Annotated in this window: 12 protein-coding genes and 1 riboswitch; of the genes, 11 read left to right on the top strand and 1 reads right to left on the bottom strand. The window is 52.9% G+C overall.

The features are described 5' to 3' along the window. Positions 1–199: 199 nt before the first annotated feature. The 9 genes from EFB08_RS22440 (at position 200) to EFB08_RS22395 (ending at position 16,329) form a co-directional block, all read left to right on the top strand. A complete protein-coding gene (locus EFB08_RS22440) occupies positions 200–1,183 on the top strand; it encodes a YpdA family putative bacillithiol disulfide reductase (RefSeq protein ID WP_123129230.1) in 984 nt (327 codons plus the stop codon). Between the two features lie 690 nt (positions 1,184–1,873). After that, positions 1,874–2,446, top strand: a complete 573-nt coding sequence (locus tag EFB08_RS22430; RefSeq protein WP_123129228.1) for a TetR/AcrR family transcriptional regulator — start codon at positions 1,874–1,876, stop codon at positions 2,444–2,446. Between the two features lie 45 nt (positions 2,447–2,491). Beyond that, positions 2,492–3,820 (top strand): TolC family protein, encoded by a 1,329-nt coding sequence (locus tag EFB08_RS22425; protein WP_123129227.1) that lies wholly within the window; start codon positions 2,492–2,494, stop codon positions 3,818–3,820. A gap of 20 nt (positions 3,821–3,840) precedes the next feature. Further along, positions 3,841–4,983 (top strand): efflux RND transporter periplasmic adaptor subunit, encoded by a 1,143-nt coding sequence (locus EFB08_RS22420; protein WP_123129226.1) that lies wholly within the window; start codon positions 3,841–3,843, stop codon positions 4,981–4,983. Between the two features lie 30 nt (positions 4,984–5,013). Further along, positions 5,014–8,184, top strand: coding sequence for an efflux RND transporter permease subunit (locus EFB08_RS22415; protein ID WP_123129225.1), 3,171 nt, complete (start codon positions 5,014–5,016; stop codon positions 8,182–8,184). Between the two features lie 76 nt (positions 8,185–8,260). Continuing rightward, positions 8,261–8,752 carry a hypothetical protein gene (locus EFB08_RS22410; protein WP_123129224.1) on the top strand — a complete coding sequence of 164 codons (492 nt, stop codon included), beginning with the start codon at positions 8,261–8,263 and terminating at the stop codon, positions 8,750–8,752. A gap of 330 nt (positions 8,753–9,082) precedes the next feature. Continuing rightward, positions 9,083–13,588 carry a glutamate synthase large subunit gene (gene gltB / locus EFB08_RS22405; protein WP_123129223.1) on the top strand — a complete coding sequence of 1,502 codons (4,506 nt, stop codon included), beginning with the start codon at positions 9,083–9,085 and terminating at the stop codon, positions 13,586–13,588. After that, positions 13,588–15,042, top strand: a complete 1,455-nt coding sequence (locus EFB08_RS22400; protein ID WP_123129222.1) for a glutamate synthase subunit beta — start codon at positions 13,588–13,590, stop codon at positions 15,040–15,042. The genes gltB and EFB08_RS22400 overlap by 1 nt, the downstream gene beginning before the upstream one ends. A gap of 435 nt (positions 15,043–15,477) precedes the next feature. After that, positions 15,478–16,329 carry an alpha/beta fold hydrolase gene (locus tag EFB08_RS22395; protein ID WP_123129221.1) on the top strand — a complete coding sequence of 284 codons (852 nt, stop codon included), beginning with the start codon at positions 15,478–15,480 and terminating at the stop codon, positions 16,327–16,329. Between the two features lie 85 nt (positions 16,330–16,414). Here EFB08_RS22395 and EFB08_RS22390 read toward each other — a convergent pair whose 3' ends face one another. Further along, on the bottom strand, positions 16,415–17,773 hold the full coding sequence (locus EFB08_RS22390) for a DUF6600 domain-containing protein (protein ID WP_123129220.1): 1,359 nt from the start codon (positions 17,771–17,773) through the stop codon (positions 16,415–16,417). A gap of 372 nt (positions 17,774–18,145) precedes the next feature. Between EFB08_RS22390 and EFB08_RS22385 the strand changes: the two genes are divergently transcribed. Together EFB08_RS22385 and EFB08_RS22380 are read left to right on the top strand one after the other, a co-directional pair. Continuing rightward, positions 18,146–19,474 carry a sensor histidine kinase gene (locus tag EFB08_RS22385; RefSeq protein WP_123129219.1) on the top strand — a complete coding sequence of 443 codons (1,329 nt, stop codon included), beginning with the start codon at positions 18,146–18,148 and terminating at the stop codon, positions 19,472–19,474. Between the two features lie 241 nt (positions 19,475–19,715). After that, a riboswitch (SAM riboswitch) is annotated at positions 19,716–19,816 on the top strand. Between the two features lie 378 nt (positions 19,817–20,194). Beyond that, positions 20,195–21,178, top strand: a complete 984-nt coding sequence (locus EFB08_RS22380; RefSeq protein WP_123129218.1) for an ATP-grasp domain-containing protein — start codon at positions 20,195–20,197, stop codon at positions 21,176–21,178. The last annotated feature ends 2 nt before the right edge of the window (positions 21,179–21,180 follow it).

Here is a 21,180-nt window from a genome sequence, read left to right as displayed (position 1 = left end):
AAAAGGCATGGATAAGCTACCAAGAGGATAGGTTGCGCTTTACGGGCGTTTTGAGGAAAAGAAGCCCAAAGGACAAATCTCCCGTATTACTCTACTCAGGAGCTTTCCGTAGAATCACTCACCCAATTCCCCAACCTCATCTGCTATCAGGTTACATTCCCTATTACTCAATCCTAAAATCACTCCTTACCTTTACGCCATGCGTACTCCTTCTGAATTCGACATTGTGATCATCGGGGCCGGCCCCATCGGCTTGACCTGTGGCATTGAGGCCCAAAAAGCCGGGCTCTCTTACGTGATCCTGGACAAAGGGGCTCTGGTGAACTCGCTGTACAACTACCCGGTCACCATGACGTTTTTCTCCACCTCTGAGAAACTGGAGATTGGCGGAGTACCCTTCATGTCAGACAACCCGAAGCCCCGCCGCAACGAGGCCTTGGAGTATTACCGCCGGGTAACGCTCAAGTTCCACCTGAACCTGCGCCTGTTTGAGGAAGTTCTTTCAGTGCAGAAAACCGGAGAGCGGTTTGAGGTGCAAACCACCAAGGAAACCTACCATGCCCGCAAGGTGATTGTCTCTACGGGTTTTTATGACCTGCCCGCGCTAATGGACGTTCCCGGCGAAGACCTGCCGCACGTGACCCATTACTACAAAGACCCGCATTACTATGCACTGCAGAAAGTAGTGGTAGTTGGGGCCAGTAACTCGTCAGTGGATGCCGCCCTGGAGACGTACCGCAAAGGCGCCGATGTCACCATGGTGGTACGCGGACCCGAGATCGGGCGGCGGGTGAAATACTGGGTTCGGCCCGACGTGGAGAACCGCATCAAGGAAGGAAGCATCAAAGCGCATTTCAACTCCTGCATCACGGCCATCCGCCCCGGCGAGGTAGACCTCAACACGCCCGAGGGGCCCGTTACCCTGGAAACTGATTTCGTGCTGGCGCTCACCGGCTACAAACCCAATTTTGACCTGCTCCGCAAATTCGGCGTGGAACTCTCCCCAGATGACAAACTGTACCCGCAGCACAACACCCAGACCATGGAAACAAACCAGCCCGGCCTGTACCTGGCGGGCGTGGTCTGCGGCGGCATGGACACCCACCTCTGGTTCATCGAGAACTCCCGCGACCACGCCGAAAAGATAGTCCAGCACATTCTGGAACAAGACCGCGTTTCTTAACCCCTTTTCTGTTTCGGGCATGTTTTATTGAAACCAGCCCCGAAACAGAAGTTCGGGTTAAATTAATTCTTTTAAGACTTCATCTCTACAAAAACATCTCCTTCCCGAGATTCGCACACACACCGTCCCCCTTTGAAGGGGGTAGGGGGATGATAATTCCGTTTGAAGAACCAACAGCTTTGGCAAAGAGCGAGGACAACCACAAGGGATTGGCCCTACGAAATGCAATTGCCAAGATCAGTCCGGGCAGCCATCCCCTACCTCCTTCAAATGGGGCAAAAAATTCCAAACTTCTTTTACAGGCTTTTCAAGAAGATTCTAACGAACGTGCTAGTTTCCCGCTTTTGCAGGTGTGACCGGTGCCACTCGCCTTTCCAGCTTCAGTAAACCATCAAATATTCACTTGGCCCCTCTCTCCTGCCCTTCTTCCTAAAACTTCCTTTTGAGCCTGTTTTCCTGAAAACAGGCCCTAGATAGGTGAACATGGGAAATCCTATTGGCAGGAAGTATCCCAAAGGTAACTAAAAGATAATATTACATTAACTATTTAAATACCAATATCTTACAAACAAAAATTATCTTTCTTTTTGCCTACCCATTGAATAAAACAAATACCAGCTTGTATCCTTCCTTTTGATTTGCGTTACTTTGCGCCGCCGAATGAACGTTCAATAGACAGACAGAAACAACTTGGAGATTATTGCAGAGAAGAAGAAAGCGATTCTGGAGAGTACGCTGAAGTTGATTAAAGAAAATGGCTTCCACGGAACGCCCATGAGTATGGTGGCAAAAAGAGCGGGCGTAGCGGCCGGTACCATCTACCATTATTTTGACAGCAAAGACACCCTGATCATGGAATTGTTCGCCTACACCCAGTACCGGGTACAGGAAGCCATGGGAATGTGCCTGCGCGAAGACATGGACCTGAAGGAGAACTTCTTCCTACGCTGGATAAGCCGTTGCCGGTTCTACATCCAACACCCCGATGTGCTGTTCTTCATGGAGCAGTTTGTGAATTCGCCCTACTACCCCCGGTGTCCTCAGGATCATAATGAGCGGGTGCAGAATGAGATAAAGCAGTTTATAGAGATAGGCCATAGGCACGGAATCCTGCGAGATCTGGACCAAAAGCTGATGGCTATTATGATTCACAGCAGCATCATGACGGCCGCCAAAGTTCACTTAGACCAAAAAGTGCTGTTAGGAGACAAAGAATTCAACCAATTAGCCCAGATGGTTTGGGACAGCATCCGTAAGCTATAAACTTCAAACAATCACCCACTTACCTTTATTTATCAATTAGTACCTATGAGAAAAACAAACTATCTGATGCTTCTGCTGCTGGGTTGCCTTCTGGCGCCGGCGGTTTTGCGGGCACAGGTGACTCCAGATAGCACCGCTGGACGGCTATCCTTGGAGCAATGCGTGGAGTACGCGTTGAAGAACCAGGCCCAGGTGCAGCAGGCGCAAATAGACGAGGAGATTGGCGAACGGCAGATCAGGGCGCAGCTTTCGGGCTGGTTACCGCAGGTGTCGGCCAATTACGCGTTTACGCACAACATCAAACGCCCCCAAAGCGTGTTTGGCGACCAGGTGATTACCATCGGGCAGAAATTCACGTCCAACATCAACTTCCAGGCAAACCAGACCCTCTACAGCAATGACCTGCTGCTGGCCTCGCGGGCGGCCCGCTTTACCAGAACCGCCCTGGACCTGAACACACAGTCCACTAAAATCAACACGGTGGTAGACGTGAGCAAGGCGTTCTATAACATCCTCCTGAGCCAGGAGCAGCTCCGGATTCTGGACGAAAACATCGCCCGGCAGGAAAAACAGTACCGCGATGCCCGCGCCCAATACGAACAGGGCCTGGTAGACAAAACCGATTACCAGCGGGCCAGCATTACGCTCAACAGCATCCGGGCCGACCGCAAAAGAACCCAGGAAGCCATTAAGGCCAGCACCGCCGTGCTTCAGGAGCTGATGGGCTTACCGGTGAATTCTCCGCTCACGCTGGCGTATGACTACAACCAGATGCAGCAGAACATCCTCGTGGACACTACCCAGAATGTGACCTTTGCCAACCGGGTGGAGTTTCAGCAGGTGCAGACGCAACGCCAGATCCAGGGCCTGAATACCCGCTACCACCGGTATAACTTTCTACCCACGGCCTCGGCCTTTGTCAATTACAACCCTACGTTCTTCAGCTCCAGCTTTTCAGACATCTACAGCCAGTCATACCCCACTTCGGCCGTAGGACTGCAGGTGGGCATCCCTATTTTCCAGGGAGGAAGACGTCTGCAGAACGTGCGCATCTCTGAGCTGCAGGAAGAAAACCTGAACCTGGAACTTCAGAATGTACAGCGCCAGATCAACACCGAGTACCAGCGCGCCCTGGCCAACTACAAAAGCGACTACAACGACTGGCTTACCCTGCAAAGCAACGTGCAGCTGGCCGAGGAGGTCTACAACGTGATCAAGCTCCAGTACAACGAAGGCATTAAAACCTACCTGGACCTGATTGTGGCCGAAACGGATCTCAGAACCGCTCAACTCAATTACTACAATGCCCTGTACAACGTGCTCTCCAGCAAACTGGACGTGCAGCGCGCCCTGGGTACCATAGCCGTTAATTAACCAGAGAAAAACAGATTACAATGAAGATACACTTATCCACTTTTGCGGCGCTTTCCCTGTCTGGTGCCCTGTTGGTTTCTTGCGGCAAAAAGGACGCCGCACCCCAAGGCCCCATGATGGGAGGACCGGTTCCCGTGAATACCTATACCGTTAGCCAGGAAAATGTAGTAGGAACTGACACTTACCCCGGCACCGTGGTTCCCCTGAGCGAAGTAGAATTGCGCCCGCAGGTGAGCGGCTATATCACTCAGATCTTTGTGAAAGACGGCCAACGGGTAACCAAAGGTCAGAAGCTGTACGAAATTGACCGTACTAAATACCAGGCGGCGTACGGCCAGGCCCAGGCGAACGTGCGCAGTGCTCAGGCCAACCTAAACCGCGTTCAGAAAGACCTGGAACGCTACGAGAACCTAGCCAAACAGGACGCCATTGCCCGCCAACGGGTAGACTACGCCCGTGCCGATGTGGAAACCGCCCGTGCCCAGGTAGCCGTAGCCCGTGCCCAGGTAGCCAGCGCTTCTACAGACTTAGGGTATTCCATCATCAACGCTCCCTTCAGCGGAACCATAGGCATTTCTCAGGTACGTATTGGATCGCAGGTGAGCCCGGGGCAGACCTTGCTCAACACCATTTCCTCAGACGGGCCAACCGGCGTGGACTTCGTGATCAATGAGCAGGAGCTTCCCCGCTTCAACCGTCTGCAGCAAGGAAAACAATCTGATTCGCTTTTCACCCTGACCTTATCTGATGGGTCAAGGTATCCGCACGGCGGAAAACTTACGGCCATTGACCGGGCCATTGGGACTCAGACCGGGACCATCACGGTGCGGGTGAGTTTCCCTAATCCCAACCGCCAACTGGTGTCAGGAATGACCGTGAGCGTGAACGTCCTGAACCAGGACATCGGGCAGCAGGTGACCCTGCCGTTTAAAGCCGTGACCGAGCAGTTGGGCGAATACTTCGTGTACAAAGTGCAGGGCGATTCTGTGCAGCAGCAGAACATTCAGCTGGGTACCCGCTTTCAGGACAAGATCGTGGCCCGTGAAGGTTTGAAAGCCGGCGATGTCATTGTGGTGGAAGGAATCCAGAAGCTGCGCCAGGGCGCGAAAGTACAGGTAGGCGCGCCACAGCCTGCCGGTGGTGCCCCAGCCGGCGCCAGATAATCTATTTTAAAGAGCTTTTTCAGAAACCATATGATATCTGAAGTATTTATAAGACGGCCTATAACCGCCATCGTGATCTCCATTGTGATTGTGCTGGTAGGTACCCTGGCCATGTTGAACTTGCCCGTCACTCAGTACCCTGATATTTCGCCGCCTACGGTGTCAGTGTCAGCGAACTACACCGGGGCCGATGCCCAGACAGTAGAACAGACGGTGGCTACGCCCATTGAAACCCAGATCAACGGTACGCCGGGCATGGCCTATCTGACCTCTACCAACACCAGTACTGGCCAGATGAACATGAGCGTGATCTTTGAGGTAGGCACGAACATCGACATCGCCACCCTGGACGTACAGAACCGCGCCAGCGTGGCCGAGCCCAGCTTACCAGAAGAGGTACGCCGCCTGGGGGTAACCGTTAGAAAGCGGAACCCTAGTATTTTGATGGTGGTGGGGATCTACTCACCCAACAAAACCCACGACATCCAGTACCTGGACAACTACACCAACATCTACGTGAAAGACGCGTTGCTGCGGGTGAAAGGCGTGGGTGACGTAACCTCCATTGGTCAGGACTTCAGTATGCGTCTGTGGCTGCAGCCCGATAAACTGGCGCAATACAGCATCAGCGCAAACCAGGTGGTAACCGCCATCCAGGAGCAAAACCTGCAGGTAGCGGCCGGGACCGTGGGCGGAAGGCCGCAGCGTAATACCCAGGCGTTCCAGTACCCTATCACCGTAAGTGGTCGTTTGGCCACGCAGCAGGAATTTGAGAACGTGATCATCCGGACCAACCCCGAGGACGGTTCCCTGGTGTATCTCAAGGACGTAGCGCGTATTGAATTCGGGCAGTTTGACTACGGCCGCCAGGCGACCATCAACAGCAACCCGTCTGGGATCATGTTGATCTACCAGGCGCCGGGCTCCAACGCCGTGGAAACCGCGGAGGGTATTTACGCCGCTTTAGCGGAAATAAAGAAAAACTTCCCTGCCGACGTGGATTATATCGTTTCGTTTGAGTCGGTGTCAGTGGTGGAGGTGTCTATCAATGAGGTGGTGCACACGCTATTAGAAGCCCTGGTGCTCGTGATTATTGTGGTATTCCTGTTCCTGCAAAGCTGGCGGGCCACGCTGGTACCCATCCTGGCCATTCCGGTATCCATCATCGGGACGTTCATCTTCTTCATCCCGCTGGGCTTCACCATCAACACGTTGACGTTGTTCGGGTTCGTATTGGCCATCGGTATTGTGGTGGATGATGCCATTGTGGTGGTAGAGGCCGTGCAGCACTACATTGACCATGAAGGGCTCTCCGCAAGGGAGGCAACCCGGCGGGCGATGAAAGACATCACGGCTCCGGTTATTGCCATTGCGTTGATTCTGGCGGCGGTGTTTATTCCCGTAGGCTTTATCCCCGGTATTGTGGGCCGTCTGTACCAGCAGTTTGCCATTACCATCGCTATCTCGGTACTTATTTCGGCGTTTGTGGCTTTGACGCTTACTCCGGCGCTTTGCTCTCTCATGCTGAAGCCTATGAAGGTGAACCGAGAATCAAGAGGTTTGAACAAGTTCTTCTATCGGTTCAACAATTGGTTTGCCAGAACTACTGAGTCTTACTCCGGTGGCGTGCGCAAGAGCATCAAAGCGGCTCCTTTGGCCTTGATTCTGCTGTTGTGTCTGTATATAGGTACCGTGGGCTTGTTCGCGAAGAAACCAACCGGCTTTATCCCGACGGAAGACGAAGGTCGTCTGTTCATCTCGGTGGAATTACCAGAGGGTTCTTCGGCCAACCGTACCCAAGCGATTCTGGAGCGTATGGCGGTGATTCTGCGCGATGTGCCTGCCATCAAAAACTCCACTTCCATCTCGGGTCTGAACGCCATCAACTTTTCGTTCAAGTCAAACAGCGGTACGTTCTTCATTCAGATGCACCCATGGGACCAACGGCAAGATGAATCCATGCGCTTGCAGGGCGTGATGGCTGAGTTGAACCAGCGTTTCGCCGCCATTAAGGAAGCGAACATCATTGTGGTGGCTCCGCCGGCTATTCCGGGTCTGGGTCAGTCGGGTGGTTTCAGCTTTATGCTGGAGCAGCGCACGGCCGGTGATATCAAAGAGATGGAGCGCGTGATGGGTCAGTTCCTGGCTGCCGCGAACCAACGTCCCGAGATCGCCATGGCCTACAGCTTCTTCAATACCCGCACCCCGGGCTACCACGTAGAGGTTGACCGCGAAAAGGTGAAGAAACTAGGCATCAACCTGACCGATGTGTTCTCTACCATGTCGTCGTACATGGGTAGCCGCTACATCAATGACTTCACCCGCTACGGCCGTAACTTCAGGGTAGTAGCCCAGGCCGATACCGCATATCGGATGGACATTCAGAGCCTGAACCAGTTCTACGTCCTCAACCGCATGGGAGAATCGGTGCCCTTGAGTGCCTTGGTAACCTCTAAAGTGGTAGAGAACCCGGCGGTGATCTCGCACTACAACCTGTTCCGTTCCATAGAGATCTCCGGGAGTGCCAAGCCGGGGTACAGTAGCGGACAGGCGTTGCAGGCGTTGGAGGAAGTTGCCGCCCAGACCTTACCGGCCGGGTACGGCTTTGATTTCTCAGGCCTAAGCCGCGAGGAATTGGCTGCGGGGAACAGTACCATCTACATCTTCGCGTTGTCTATCATCCTGGTATTGCTCTTGCTGGCTGCCTTGTATGAAAGCTGGAGTGTGCCGTTCTCCATCTTGTTTGCCATTCCGCTGGGGATGTTTGGGGCAATTCTGGCCCTGACATTCCTGCCCAAGCTGGACAACAACGTGTACGCCCAGATCGGGATGATTACCCTGATCGGTCTGGCCGCTAAAAACGCCATCCTGATTGTGGAGTTCGCGAAAGAGCGGGTAGACAAAGGCATGGAACTGGTAGAAGCTACCATTGAAGCGGTACGGCTGCGTCTGCGCCCGATCATCATGACTTCGCTTGCCTTTATCTTGGGAGTATTACCGCTGGTGCTGGCCTCCGGGGCTGGGGCGGTTTCCCGCCAGACCATTGGCTGGGTAGTGGTAGGCGGTATGTTGGCGGCCACGTTCCTGGCTATCTTCATTGTGCCGGTGCTGTACGTGGTCATCACCCGCCTGGCCTACGGCAAAAAAGGCTTAGCCGATCTACGGGCCCGTTACCGAGACGTTGACTTTGACCATCACTAAGTTTCTTTCTTGTTAGCAAACAGAAAAGCCCTGGCTCCTAGAGCCGGGGCTTTTTACTAAACACATTCTTCCGTTTATGAAGCAAAAACCGAAAACTTCGCCTAAAAACCCTTTTCTCCTTTCCCAGATCATAGGCGTTTACCAATTGGCCGGAGGCTTGCTGGGACTGGGCCTTTTCCTCAAACTGATCCCCGGTTTACAGAATCCATCCACCTCCACCTGGGTGGGTATCTTGTTGGCAGCTTTGCTGTACAGTTTCTCCATCTTCTGTGGTTTTTCCCTGATGAGGGGCAAACGCCAAGGACACAGCCTTTCCCTGATCAATCAGGTGCTCCAGGTCTTCAGTTTCGGGATGGGTGGGCTGGCGTATAACTATGTGGCGGGTTTGAAAATAGGCGTGGGCATCGATTTCCTTGCCAGTTGGCTCTTTAAGTTCAGATTCTCCTTGTCTTCCTTTCATTTCAGTTTAGGCACCAACACCGGGGTTTCCTTCGTGGCTGTAAATCTGCTGGCGCTGCTGCTCATCTACCTCCTGGAGCGAGCCCGCGAGGAATCTAAGCTAAAGTAGTTTAACCTGTTTTGCCCCTGTTTTCAGTAAAACAGCCGTAAAGCCGAGGCCTCAACCTCTTTCTTTCCCGCCTTCCTTAGAAAGCCATTTCTACAACAGATTACAGATCAGCCAGTTAAAATATTTTATTTCCCCTAATTTTCATTTTTACAATTCTTACCCTTGTTTTTAGGGCGATTTTTAAAAACAAAGCAATAAACCAGAAATATTGTTGCAGTTTTAATACTACTAACACTTGTTCGTTAAATTATTTTCAACATAAGCCTTGAAACCTTAAAAATAATTTGATAAATTACTGATTCACCCTACCCAAACTAGACAAACAAAGGAATGAATCAGGTCGATAAGCATACGAAAGGGCTGTATACGCCCGAGTTAGAGCACGATGCTTGCGGTGTTGGTTGTGTAGTCAATTTAGATGGCCAGAAATCACACGCCACCGTCAAAGACGCCCTCACCATGCTTAAAAACATGGAACACCGAGGCGCCACCGGCAGCGACCCTGAGACCGGCGATGGCGCCGGAATCTTAGTGCAATTGCCCCACGAGTTTTTCAGGAAAGAACTAGCCGAATTCGCCATCAACCTGCCTCCCCAGGGTAGCTACGGCGTTGGCATGGTCTTCTTCCCGACTGTGTACGAACTGCGGGAGAAATCCAGAAAAGTGCTCAATAACTGCCTGCGAAAGATAGGCTTAAGCCTGATTGGCTACCGCTTGGTGCCGGTGAACACGCTGGTTCCCGGCCACGAAGCAAAAGCGGTAGAGCCTTACATTGAACAGGTGTTTGTGCAGCCGGTTGACCCTACCATCAAAGGCGAGGACCTGGAGCGCAAGTTGTTTGTCCTGCGCAACCTCATCAGCAACGAAACCCGCAAGAACGTACGCGGCGAGAACGGCACCTTTTACATCGCCAGTTTCTCTTCCCGCACCATTATCTATAAAGGTCAGCTCAAAACCGACCAACTGGAGCGCTATTACCATGACTTGCGCCATCCTGATTTCAAGTCGGCGATTGCGGTGGTGCACTCCCGTTTCTCCACCAACACCTTCCCCAACTGGCGCCTGGCCCAACCGTTCCGCTTCATCGCGCACAACGGCGAGATCAACACCATCCGGGGGAACGTGAATAAAATGAAGTCCAAGGAAGCGCTAATGTCTTCTCCCCTGTTCACCGAGGAAGAGATGCAATGGCTGCTGCCCATCACCAACCCAGAGGATTCTGACTCCGCTAACCTGGATGCCCTGGTGGAGCTGCTGACCCTTTCTGGAAGACCGTTGCCGCACGTGATGATGATGCTGGTACCTGAGGCCTGGCAGAACAACGAGTACATGGACACCTACAAAAAGGCGTTCTATAAATTCCATGCATCCCTGATGGAGCCGTGGGATGGCCCCGCCGCCCTTTTCTTCACCGACGGTACCCAGATTGGCGCTACTCTGGACCGCAACGGCCTGCGCCCGGTACGCTATTGCCTTACAAAACAGGGTCGCCTGATCATGGCCTCTGAAGCCGGAGCCCTGTGCGTGGACCCCAAAGACGTCATCAAACGCGGCCGCCTGCAGCCCGGCAAAATGCTTCTAGCCGATATCTCGCAGAACCGCATCTTTGAGGACGAGGAAATCAAGCAACTGGTCTGCAACGACAAGCCGTATTTTGACTGGATTCAGAAAAACCGCATCAAACTGCGCCTGCGCCCAGAGCCGGCCGTGCTATTAGAACCCTGCACGCCCGAGGAACTGCGCCAACGCCAGAAAGCATACGGCTACACCCGCGAAGACCTGAAAATGGTGGTGGAACCCATGGCCGCTACCGCTTATGAACCAGTGGGCAGCATGGGCTCAGACACTCCTTTGGCCGTACTCTCGCAGCAAAGCCAGCACGTTTCCAACTATTTCAAGCAGTTCTTCGCGCAGGTAAGTAATCCGCCGATTGACTCCATCCGCGAGCGCTTGGTGATGTCCCTGTTCACCCGCGTGGGCGAGTCCTTGAACATCCTGGATGAGTCCGAACTGCACACCCGCCAAATCCATATCTCGCAGCCTGTCATGGACCCGGTGGAGTTCCAGAAACTGGTGTTCCTGAAGGAAGAAGGCTTTGAGCACGAAACCTTGGACGCCACGTTCTCTACCCGCGAAACCGGCAACCTGCAACGCGAGATTGACCGCATCTGCGCGGAGGCCGAAGCCGCGGTACGCGCCGGAAAGAAAATCCTGATTATCTCTAACCGCAACATCCAGGCGCAACGCGCGGCTATTCCGTCTTTGCTGGCGGTGGGTGCCGTGCACCATCACTTAATTGAAAAGCGCATCCGGACCAAAGCAGGGCTGGTAGTAGAAGCCGGTGATGCCTGGGAAACACACCATTTCGCGACCATTATTGGATATGGCGCAAGTGCGGTGTATCCGTTCCTGGTGTATGATACCATCAAAGGCCTGCACGACCAGCACAAACTGGACAACAAGCACCCCTACACCCATTACTTCCAGAACTTCATCTACGCGGTAGACAATGGCTTGCTGAAAATCCTGTCCAAAATGGGCATCAGTACGCTGCAGTCATACCAGAGCTCTCAGATATTTGAGATTCTGGGTCTAAGCCAGGAAGTGATTGCAAAATGCTTCAAAGGCACTACCAACCGTCTGGAAGGCCTGAACTTTGAGGACCTGGAGCGCGAGACATTGACCAAACACCAATCGGCCTATCCGGTTAAGGAAAACCTGCTGGAGTCCGGGGGGTATTACCAGTGGCGCCGTGATGGTGAGGAGCATTTGCTTACGCCTAAGGTGATTCACCTGCTGCAAAAGTCCACCCGTTTAAACGATTACTTATTATACAAAGAGTACTCCAAGTCTATTAGAGAGCACCAGCAGGAAACCGCCATTACGCTGCGCAACCTGTTTGAATTCAGGAAGCGGCAGTCGGTGCCGTTAGACGAAGTAGAACCCGTTTCGGCCATCCTGAAACGGTTTGCCACGGGCGCCATGTCGTTCGGGTCCATTTCCTATGAGGCGCACAGCACGTTGGCCATTGCCATGAACCGCATCGGCGGGAAAAGCAACAGCGGCGAGGGCGGCGAAGATGAGGCTCGCTATATAAGGAACGCGAACGGTGATTCTGAGATTTCACGTGTGAAACAGGTGGCCTCCGGCCGATTTGGCGTCACCAGCCACTACCTGGCTAACGCTGACGAAATACAGATAAAGATAGCGCAAGGTGCGAAACCCGGCGAAGGCGGCCAGCTACCTGGTCACAAAGTGGACCACTGGATTGCCCGCGTGCGCTGCTCTACGCCCGGCGTAGGCTTGATCTCACCGCCGCCACACCATGACATCTACTCCATCGAGGACCTGAAGCAATTGATCTTCGATTTGAAGAATGCCAACCCCAGAGCCCGCATCAACGTGAAGTTGGTGGCCGAGGCAGGTGTAGGCACCATCGCCTCGGGCGTAGCCAAAGCCAAAGCTGATGCTATCATGATTTCCGGTGCGGATGGTGGTACCGGCGCGAGCCCGCTGAGCTCTATCCGCCACACTGGTTTGCCTTGGGAAATCGGCTTAGCCGAAGCACACCAAACCTTGATCAAAAACAACCTACGCAGCCGCGTGGTACTGCAGACCGATGGCAAGATTCTGACCGGCTATGACCTGGCCGTGGCTACCTTGCTGGGTGCCGAGGAATACGGCGTGGCCACCGCGGCCCTCATCACCGAAGGCTGTATCATGATGCGCAAATGCCACCTGAATACCTGTCCGGTGGGTATCGCGACCCAGAACCCAGACCTGCGCGCCCTTTTCACCGGAGACCCTGACCACGTAGTGAACCTGTTCACGTTTTTGGCCATGGAATTGCGGCAGATAATGGCATCGCTGGGCTTCAGGACCATCAACGAGATGGTGGGCCAGTCACAGGTGCTCAAAATCAGAACCGACCTGAACCACTGGAAACTGAAAAATCTGGACCTCTCTCCTATCTTCTTCCAGGAGTACGCGCCCAGAAACGTGGGTACCTACAAGCAGATTGAACAGGACCACGAGATTGCCAAAGTGCTGGACAAAAAGCTTATCCGGGACCTGAAGAAAGGTAACACCGAGGTGGAGTACCGCATCAACAACGTGGACCGCGCCGTGGGCACCATGCTCTCCTATGAGATTTCCCGCAATTTCGGGAAGCACGGCCTGCCGGAAGACTCCTTCAGGTCCACCTTCTATGGCTCCGCAGGGCAGAGCTTCGGCGCTTTTTTAGCCCCGGGACTTTCCTTCAAGCTGTACGGCGAAGCCAACGACTACCTGGGCAAAGGCCTCTCGGGCGGGAAACTGATTCTGCAGCCTTTCAAAGAAAGCCAATACCTGGCCCATGAGCACATCATCACGGGCAACGTGGCGCTGTACGGCGCTACGGCCGGTAAGGTGTACATCAACGGGATGGCCGGTGAGCGCTTCTGCGTGCGGAACTCGGGTGCCGAGGCAGTGGTGGAAGGCATCGGGGACCACGGTTGCGAGTACATGACCGGCGGAAAAGTGCTGGTGCTGGGTGAGATAGGAAAGAACTTCGCAGCCGGTATGAGCGGCGGCATGGCCTATATCTACGCCCCAGACCCCAACCATGTAGACCAACTGAACCTGGACATGGTAGGCCTGGAAGAACCAGATGCTGAAGACCTGCTCTGGATTGTAGAAAAACTACAGGAGCACGTGGCCTACACCGGCAGCGTGCTGGCCCATGGGTTCCTGGAAAACTGGGAGATTCACCGCGACCACTTCCGGAAAGTAATGCCGCACGACCTGAAGAAGGCCCTGCAATTAAAAGATAAAGAAACTGAAAGAATATTGGCGTAATGGGAATAGCAGACGGATTCTTGAAATATAACCGCGAGGTGCCCGGCACCCGCGACCCGAAGGTGAGGGTAAACGACTCCAACGAGATTTACCTCCCCTTCCCCGAGGAGAAAACAAAACAACAGGCCTCCCGCTGCATGGACTGCGGCATTCCTTTCTGTCACAACGGCTGTCCGCTGGGCAACTTGATTCCGGATTTCAACGATGCGGTGTCAGAAGGCGATTGGGAACGGGCTATACGCGTACTGTACCGTACCAATAACTTCCCGGAGTTTACCGGCCGCATCTGCCCCGCTCCGTGCGAGAGCAGCTGCGTGCTGGCCATCAACAAACCGGCCGTGACCATTGAGCACATTGAGAAATCCATTGCCGAGAAGTCCTTTGAGTTGGGTCTGGTGAAACCAGAGCCGCCGCTGCACAGAACCGGTAAGAAGGTAGCCATAGTAGGTTCCGGCCCCGCCGGATTAGCCGCCGCGGCCCAGTTAAACAAAGCCGGGCACAAGGTAACTGTGTTTGAAAAAGACGAAAAAGCCGGCGGCCTGCTTCGCTACGGTATTCCCGATTTCAAACTGGAAAAATGGACCATTGACCGTCGCATCGCCATCCTGGAGGCCGAAGGCATCAAGTTCAAGTACAACCGCAAAATCGGGCAAGACACCACCCTTAAGAAGCTGTACCGGAAGTATGATGCCGTGCTGCTGTGCATTGGGTCTACGAAACCCCGCGCCATTGCCATCCCCGGCAACCACTTAAAAGGCATCCATTTTGCCATGGATTACCTTGGCTTGCAGAACCGCCGCGTAGACGGAGCGCAGATAGCACCTGAAAACGACATCAACGCCTTTGGGAAGCACGTGCTGGTGATTGGCGGCGGCGACACCGGTTCAGACTGCGTTGGCACCGCCAACCGTCATTTTGCCAAATCTGTGACCCAGTTGCAGTACCGCTACATGCCTTCCACTGAGCGCCATCCTACCAACCCCTGGCCTGAAGTTGCCGTGACGCTCTCCTCCTCCTCTTCCCATGAAGAAGGTTGCGAGCGGAGCTGGGGCTGGCTGAACAAAGAGTTTATCGCTGATGAAAACGGGCACGTGAAAGGCCTTCGCGTGGTGGAACTGGAATGGAAAAACCAATCTGAATACACTGAGAAACCCAACAGTGAACGCATCCTTCCCTGTGACCTGGCTTTGATTGCCATCGGCTACGAGCGCCCGGAACATGATGCCTTCACGTCTAACTTCAAGTTTGAACTGGACCGCCGCGGCAACTTTAAGCTGAACGACTGGCAAACCAACGTACCCGGCATCTTCTCCGCCGGAGATGCATGCCGCGGACAGTCCCTGGTAGTCTGGGCCATCTCAGACGGCCGCGAAGCCGCCCGCGCCATTGACGTGTACCTGATGGGAACTTCAGAATTGCCGTCAAAAGAGCTTTCTAAGTACCAGCTGTTTTAGGTAGTATCAAGTAGCACGTATTGCGTAGAACGATAATAGTTTTGAAGAGCCCTGTTCTTGCCTGTTTGGTGAGGAGGGGCTTTTTTCGTTTAGAACTTGTTTTCTGAAAAAAGATCTGAAACCACATCTGAAAAATACCACTTCCGAGTCACCTTGTTTGCAGACATTGTAGAGACTAGGCTCTACCTTGTCTCCACTGTATCTGATTATGTAGGGGCAACCCCTTGTGGTTGCACTTTCCGTTTGGAGTTACAGTCCTGTACAGTTTTAAAACCAAGACAGAAAACCATTGGCGCAGACGCTCGCAGGTCCTCCGGACGCTATAAGGTCTTTTGAGGGAACGGTATTGAGTAGTTTTAAGGCTATTTTTAGAAAAGCAGGACAGAAACAGAATTACCCTTTCCCGTAGAAGCCTAAGAAACAAGAAAGCCCTGTATGGATATCAAACACAAGTACTACCAAACCAACGGCATCCAACTTCATGTAGCGGAGGCTGGACCACAGGAAGGGAAAACAATCTTGTTTCTGCACGGCTTCCCGGAGTTCTGGTACGGCTGGAAAAACCAACTAAAATTTTTCTCAGAGAAGGGCTGGCATGCGTTGGCTCCAGACCAGCGGGGCTATAACCTCAGCAGCAAACCCGAGGGCGTACAATCCTACACTATTGACGAACTCACAAAGGATATTGTAGAGCTTATCCCGCAACTTACCACAGAGAAAATGGTACTGGTGGGACACGACTGGGGCGGCGGAGTGGCCTGGAACCTGGCGCTGCATCACCCACAACTTTTTGAAAAGCTGGTGATATTGAACATGCCGCACCCGCAGGTAGCACACGAGCACTTGACCAAGAATCCGAAACAGATGCTGAGGAGTTGGTATGCCGGTTTTTTCCAAATCCCTTGGATACCGGAAGCAGTAAACAGTTCTTTTGATTTTAAAGTGTTGGAAAGTACCCTGAAAGGCTCTGCCCAGCCGGATACGTTTACAAAGCAAGACATAGAAGCCTATAAAGAAGCGTGGAAACAGCCAGGCGCCATGCAAGCCATGATTAATTGGTACCGGGCTTATAAAGACAATAAGATTGAAGCTGACCACCAGGTTGACGTTCCTACCCTTATGCTTTGGGGAAAGCAAGACCAGTTTCTGGGGACAGAAATGGCGTTGCCTAGCATTGAGCAATGCACCAATGGGCAACTGTTCTTCCTGGAAAATGCGACCCACTGGGTGCACCATGAACAGCCCGACAAAGTAAATGCCTGGATGGAAAACTTCCTGAAGGCTTAAAAACCACCTGCTTAGTCAGCGCTAAAACAAAAAACCGCCCCTCAAAGAAGTGCGGCTTTCCCATCATTCATTAAATCAAAAACTCTTAATTTCTACCTCTTCGGCCAGACTCACCTCCTGAAGATTGTTCCTGGCGGGGAGCAGACTGGCGCTGGACCGGGGCAGATTCCTGACGGCTGCTCCTTTGCTGATATTGCCCTTGCGAGCTAGGCTCAGAGCGAGAACGGGCTTGGTATTGTCCCTGGTTCGAATCGCTTTCTGTCCGGCGGGGAGAATAGGAGCCTTCTGTCCGCTGCTGCTGCTGCTGCTGCTGCTGCTGCTGCTGGTGCTGCCCCGAAGTTTCTGGAGACCGTTGCTGCACCTGTGCTTCGGACGTGCGGGTGCGGGTTCTGGTAGCATTGGTTTCGGTGGAACGTTGCGGATAATCGGTTCTTTCGGCACGAGATGGGGCTGAAGATTCCACGTTTGCCGAAGTAGTGCCTCTCACGCGTTCCCTCGTCCGGGCACCTTCTCTTTCCACGCTGCTCCGCTGCTCAGAGGTTGATTCCAAACCAGTGCGGCTGCGGTAAGTTCCAGTTTCAGGCTGGGTTCCAACCCCGCCTCGGTCTGCGTTGCTGCTTCTATCGCTTCTGCCTACGGTACCCGAGTTAGTGTCAGTTAGGCGGGAACGGATGGTGGAAGTATTTCGGGCGATCACCCGGGTAGGGGCTTCCTCACGGCGCGAGTTCACATCCGGACGGTAAATCCGGACAGAGTTCTCGGCTAAGGAAGTTCTTCCGGGACGGTTGTCTCTGTCCACGCGGTAGACGTTCACCTTGCGGTTAGTAGCCCGCTCTATGTCCTGGTTCCGGGGTCCGTACACATACTTGCGGTTGTCGCGCTCGTAGTAGTTGTTGATGATGGTGGTATTGTGGTAGATGTTCACCACCCGGGTTCTAGGAACGCTGTACGAGTAGATACGCGGGCTGGTGATGTACATCACCGGCACAAACACCCAGCGAACAGCCGGGACAATGTAAGTCATCCTCGGACCCATGGGCGCCCAACCATAGTAACCGCCGCCGTTGCGCCAGTCTACCCAGGCCGGTCCCCACTCAGAACCCGGAATCCAGAGCCATCCGTCAAAATCATCGTAGATCCAACGACCGTAGTGGAACGGTGCCCAACCCCAGTCATAGTCAGAGACCCAGGTGTTGCCGTACTCCGTCATGACCCAGTGGCCCCGGGTAGCGTACGGCTGGAATCCCTGCTCCACGGTGGGCGACCACACGTAGCCGTACTCCGGATCACGGATCCAGCGGCCGTAGCGGTCCAGCTCATCATAAAACGTCTGGAAAGACACCAGGTCTCCTGGACGGGCCTGCGCTTCTGGTGGAGAAGCCAGGCCGAGGGTCAGAAGCAGCAAAGCTCCCCAGACCCACAAGTTGTTAATAAAGGTTTTCATGTAACAGAGGTTTTAAACTAGACAGCTGCTTCATGTTTGGGGCACTAATCAGCTCGCTAATTGGGTCATAGGAGAAAAATCCTCCTATCTGCTTTAAACCAAACATCTTGCCAAAATCACGCACTTTTCAAGGCTCAATTGAATATATTTTTATACGGACAAATGCCTCTTTGAACCAGCCAAAAGGCTTGATAAAATATTTTTTAATCCTAGCCTAATTTCTTCAAAATCAGATAGAATTATTTAAAGCCGATGAGGGAAATTTGGAGGAGCATGAATAATGGATTAAAAGACTTTTCTTACCTTTACGGCGGGTCAGAAATCTACCTTATTCAGGGTTTTGTCACCCTTTTTTTCTAGAAGTGCATTGGCTTGAAATTTTACTTTTTTAATACCCCTCCACGCCCGGTTCTTTTGCCTTTCAGGGCGTACTACGTACCGGAAAACCTCAGAAAACTACGGCTGGTCGCCTCGCTTTCGCTGTCGGTGGCTTGCGGGATCCTGCTTTTGCCGCTGGTATTTCCTTTTCTGAACCAAACGGCGCACATCACATTCTTCCGGGGCCTTAATATATCCTTGGCTCTGGCCTCTGCGGCGGTGCTGGTTCTGGAAGGTTGGTTCCACCAGAACTTAAAACCGCTTTCCCGGCAGTGGATCGCGCAAGGGTTGTGCCTGGCCTTCGCTTTGGCGTTTATCTGCTGCTGCCTGGGCATTACGTTCATTGCGCAGTCAAACCCCAAAAACACCCTTACCATGTACTTACTGGGACTGGTGACGGTATCCTTTCTCTGGGACTTTGAATATTTCGAGACACTGGTACTGGTAGCCTTCACCACGTTGGCCTTTACGTTGGTCCTGTCCTTTTCCTCCCTCAGCCCTGAGCAGATTGTATTGAACCAGTGCGTCTCCTGTTTGATTCTGCTTTGCTTTTTTGTGCTTTCCCGCACCATGTACAGTTACCGGGCCAGCCACTTTACCCAACTGCAGGAGATTGAGGAAAAGAACCGCCAGATCCAGAAAATAAGCCAGGCCAAATCTGAGATCCTGGGGGTGGTGGCCCATGACCTGAGAAGTCCCTTCAACAACATTGAGATGATCACCTCCCTGCTTCAGAAGAAGAATCTTACACCGGAGCAAGAGCAGCAGTACCTGGGGCTGATTCTTACCAGTTGCCAGACCTCGCGCCATACCATCAATGAACTGTTGTACATAGCCCGCGAGGAACAGCAGGAAACCATTCCGCTGGTGAAACTGGATTTGTGTACGTGGCTGCAGGAAGTGCAGGAAGAATGGGAAACCCAATTGCAAGGCTCCCGCAGCCTGCTTCTCTCCCACCCAAATACCCCGCTGTACGCCAACCTGAACAAGGAACGCTTCCACCGGGTTATGGACAATTTGCTTTCCAATGCCGTAAAATTCACTCCGGCTCAGGGCAACATCAGAATCAAAATACGGGAGGAAAAGAAAAAACTTCTGCTGGAGGTATCGGATGAAGGCATTGGCATTCCCGAGAAGATGCGGCCCATGTTGTTTGACCGTTTCTCCAAGGCCCGGAGGCGCGGGCTGAAAGGCGAGAAATCCACGGGCTTGGGCCTGAGCATTTGCCGCCAATTGGTAGAGCAGCACGGCGGTTCCATAGACTTGCTAACCCAGGAGCACCAAGGCAGCACTTTCCAGATCACCTTACCTGCGGCTGTCTAGGGTCCGTTTTCCGCTCTTCCAGAGCTTGGGCGAAGGGCTCCTGTTTTAGGCCTGATTTTCGAAAAACAGGCTTAAAACAAAGAACAGGTCATCTTCCACCGAAAGGAAAACCAACCGTTTTTACTTTTTCTAAGCGGCACCCAAGTTCCTGTAGGTACAATAATTTGCCTTAAAATTTGGATGGTAACTTTTTCGCCGCCACATTTGCCCTGTAAAGTCGATTATCCCTATCCAGGGTTTTGATTTATAAAGAAGAAGGGAGAGAACAGGCTCTGTGAACTTCTAGCAACCTACAAAGACAAGGTGCTAATTCCTGCCTAAAGAATTTAGGAAATATAAACGTGAACAAACCCATGACGAGTAACACCCTTTCTTCTATTGCCTCTTTTCTGAACGATCTGATCTCCAAATTGATCGGTCCAACGTTGCAGCCTATTCCTGTGAAGGTTTCCAATCCCTCCCGCTGTTGTTGTTGAGGCTACCTTTGCTGGTAAAGGTATGAGAAACCTGTCTGGAAATTATCCCAATGGACCCAGACCCTCCTGATTTCCAAATTAATCCTTCTACCAGCCGCACTTCGGTGCAAAATCATTACTCCCGTTTTTAACCTGATTTTCTTAAAACGGCCTTAAAACGCTTTTAAACCTTTGCATTGATTTACTCCTCTAACTCTATAGAGATTAGTTTCATTAACTTACAACACGTAATACACGAACAGATATGTCAACTTCCGCATCCACAAAACCGATCGCCATTTACCACGAACACCCAGATTGGTTCAAGCCTTTATTTGAAGAACTAGACGCCAGAGGCATTCCTTACGTGCGCCTGAACGCCGCCGAGCATACCTATGACCTGGCCGAAGACGAAACCCCTTACAGCCTGTTCTTCAACCGCATGAGCCCCAGCGCTTACCTGCGCGGCAATGAGAACGGCATTTTCTATACCCTAGGCTTACTGGGCCACCTGGAGCGCACCGGCACGCCAACCGTGAACGGCCACAAAGCTTTCCAGTACGAGACCAACAAAGCCCTGCAGTTATCCCTGCTTCAGTCTTTGGGCTTGCCTTACCCGAAGGCCCGCGTGATTAACCACGCTTCCCAGGCCGTGAAAGCCGCCGAAGGACTTCGTTTCCCCGTGGTGGTGAAAGCCAACATCGGGGGCAGCGGCGCAGGTATTGTGAAGTATGATTCGGTAGAGTCTCTGGCGCAGTCCGTAGCGAACAACGAGATTGATCTGGGTATTGACCACACCGCGTTGGTGCAGGAGTTCATCCCGGCCCGCGGTGGCTACATCCATCGGGTGGAGACCCTGGGCGGCAAGTACCTGTACGCCATCAAAGTATATACCACCGGCGAGAGCTTCAACCTGTGCCCCGCCGATATCTGCCAGACTACTACCGGTGTAGAACTGGTGCGCAACGCCTGTGCACTGGATGCTCCTAAAAATGGCTTGAAAGTAGAAGGCTATACCCCCGAGCAGGAAGTGATTGATGCCATTGAGGCCATCATGCAGAACTCCGGCATTGACGTGGGCGGTATTGAGTACATCATTGACGACCGCGACGGCCAGATTTATTACTATGACGTGAACGCGCTGTCCAACTTCGTGGCCGATGCCGTGAACGTAATCGGGTTCAACCCGCACAAGAAGTTGGTAGACTTCCTGGAGAAAAAAGCCCAACTAGTAACGGAGGAGGTATAAAG

This window comes from Rufibacter latericius, assembly GCF_003721515.1.
GTDB classification, from domain to species: domain Bacteria; phylum Bacteroidota; class Bacteroidia; order Cytophagales; family Hymenobacteraceae; genus Nibribacter; species Nibribacter latericius.
Note: the sequence above shows the minus strand (reverse complement) of the source record. Positions and strands in the feature narration are given on the sequence as shown.

Bases quoted from the DNA above. Each gene is read 5' to 3' on its own strand.
- EFB08_RS22440 (WP_123129230.1), top strand. From the start codon at position 200: ATGCGTACTCCTTCTGAATTCGACATTGTGATCATCGGGGCCGGCCCC.
- EFB08_RS22425 (WP_123129227.1), top strand. From the start codon at position 2,492: ATGAGAAAAACAAACTATCTGATGCTTCTGCTGCTGGGTTGCCTTCTG.
- EFB08_RS22420 (WP_123129226.1), top strand. From the start codon at position 3,841: ATGAAGATACACTTATCCACTTTTGCGGCGCTTTCCCTGTCTGGTGCC.
- EFB08_RS22415 (WP_123129225.1), top strand. From the start codon at position 5,014: ATGATATCTGAAGTATTTATAAGACGGCCTATAACCGCCATCGTGATC.
- EFB08_RS22410 (WP_123129224.1), top strand. From the start codon at position 8,261: ATGAAGCAAAAACCGAAAACTTCGCCTAAAAACCCTTTTCTCCTTTCC.
- gltB (WP_123129223.1), top strand. From the start codon at position 9,083: ATGAATCAGGTCGATAAGCATACGAAAGGGCTGTATACGCCCGAGTTA.
- EFB08_RS22400 (WP_123129222.1), top strand. From the start codon at position 13,588: ATGGGAATAGCAGACGGATTCTTGAAATATAACCGCGAGGTGCCCGGC.
- EFB08_RS22395 (WP_123129221.1), top strand. From the start codon at position 15,478: ATGGATATCAAACACAAGTACTACCAAACCAACGGCATCCAACTTCAT.
- EFB08_RS22390 (WP_123129220.1), bottom strand. From the start codon at position 17,773: ATGAAAACCTTTATTAACAACTTGTGGGTCTGGGGAGCTTTGCTGCTT.
- EFB08_RS22380 (WP_123129218.1), top strand. From the start codon at position 20,195: ATGTCAACTTCCGCATCCACAAAACCGATCGCCATTTACCACGAACAC.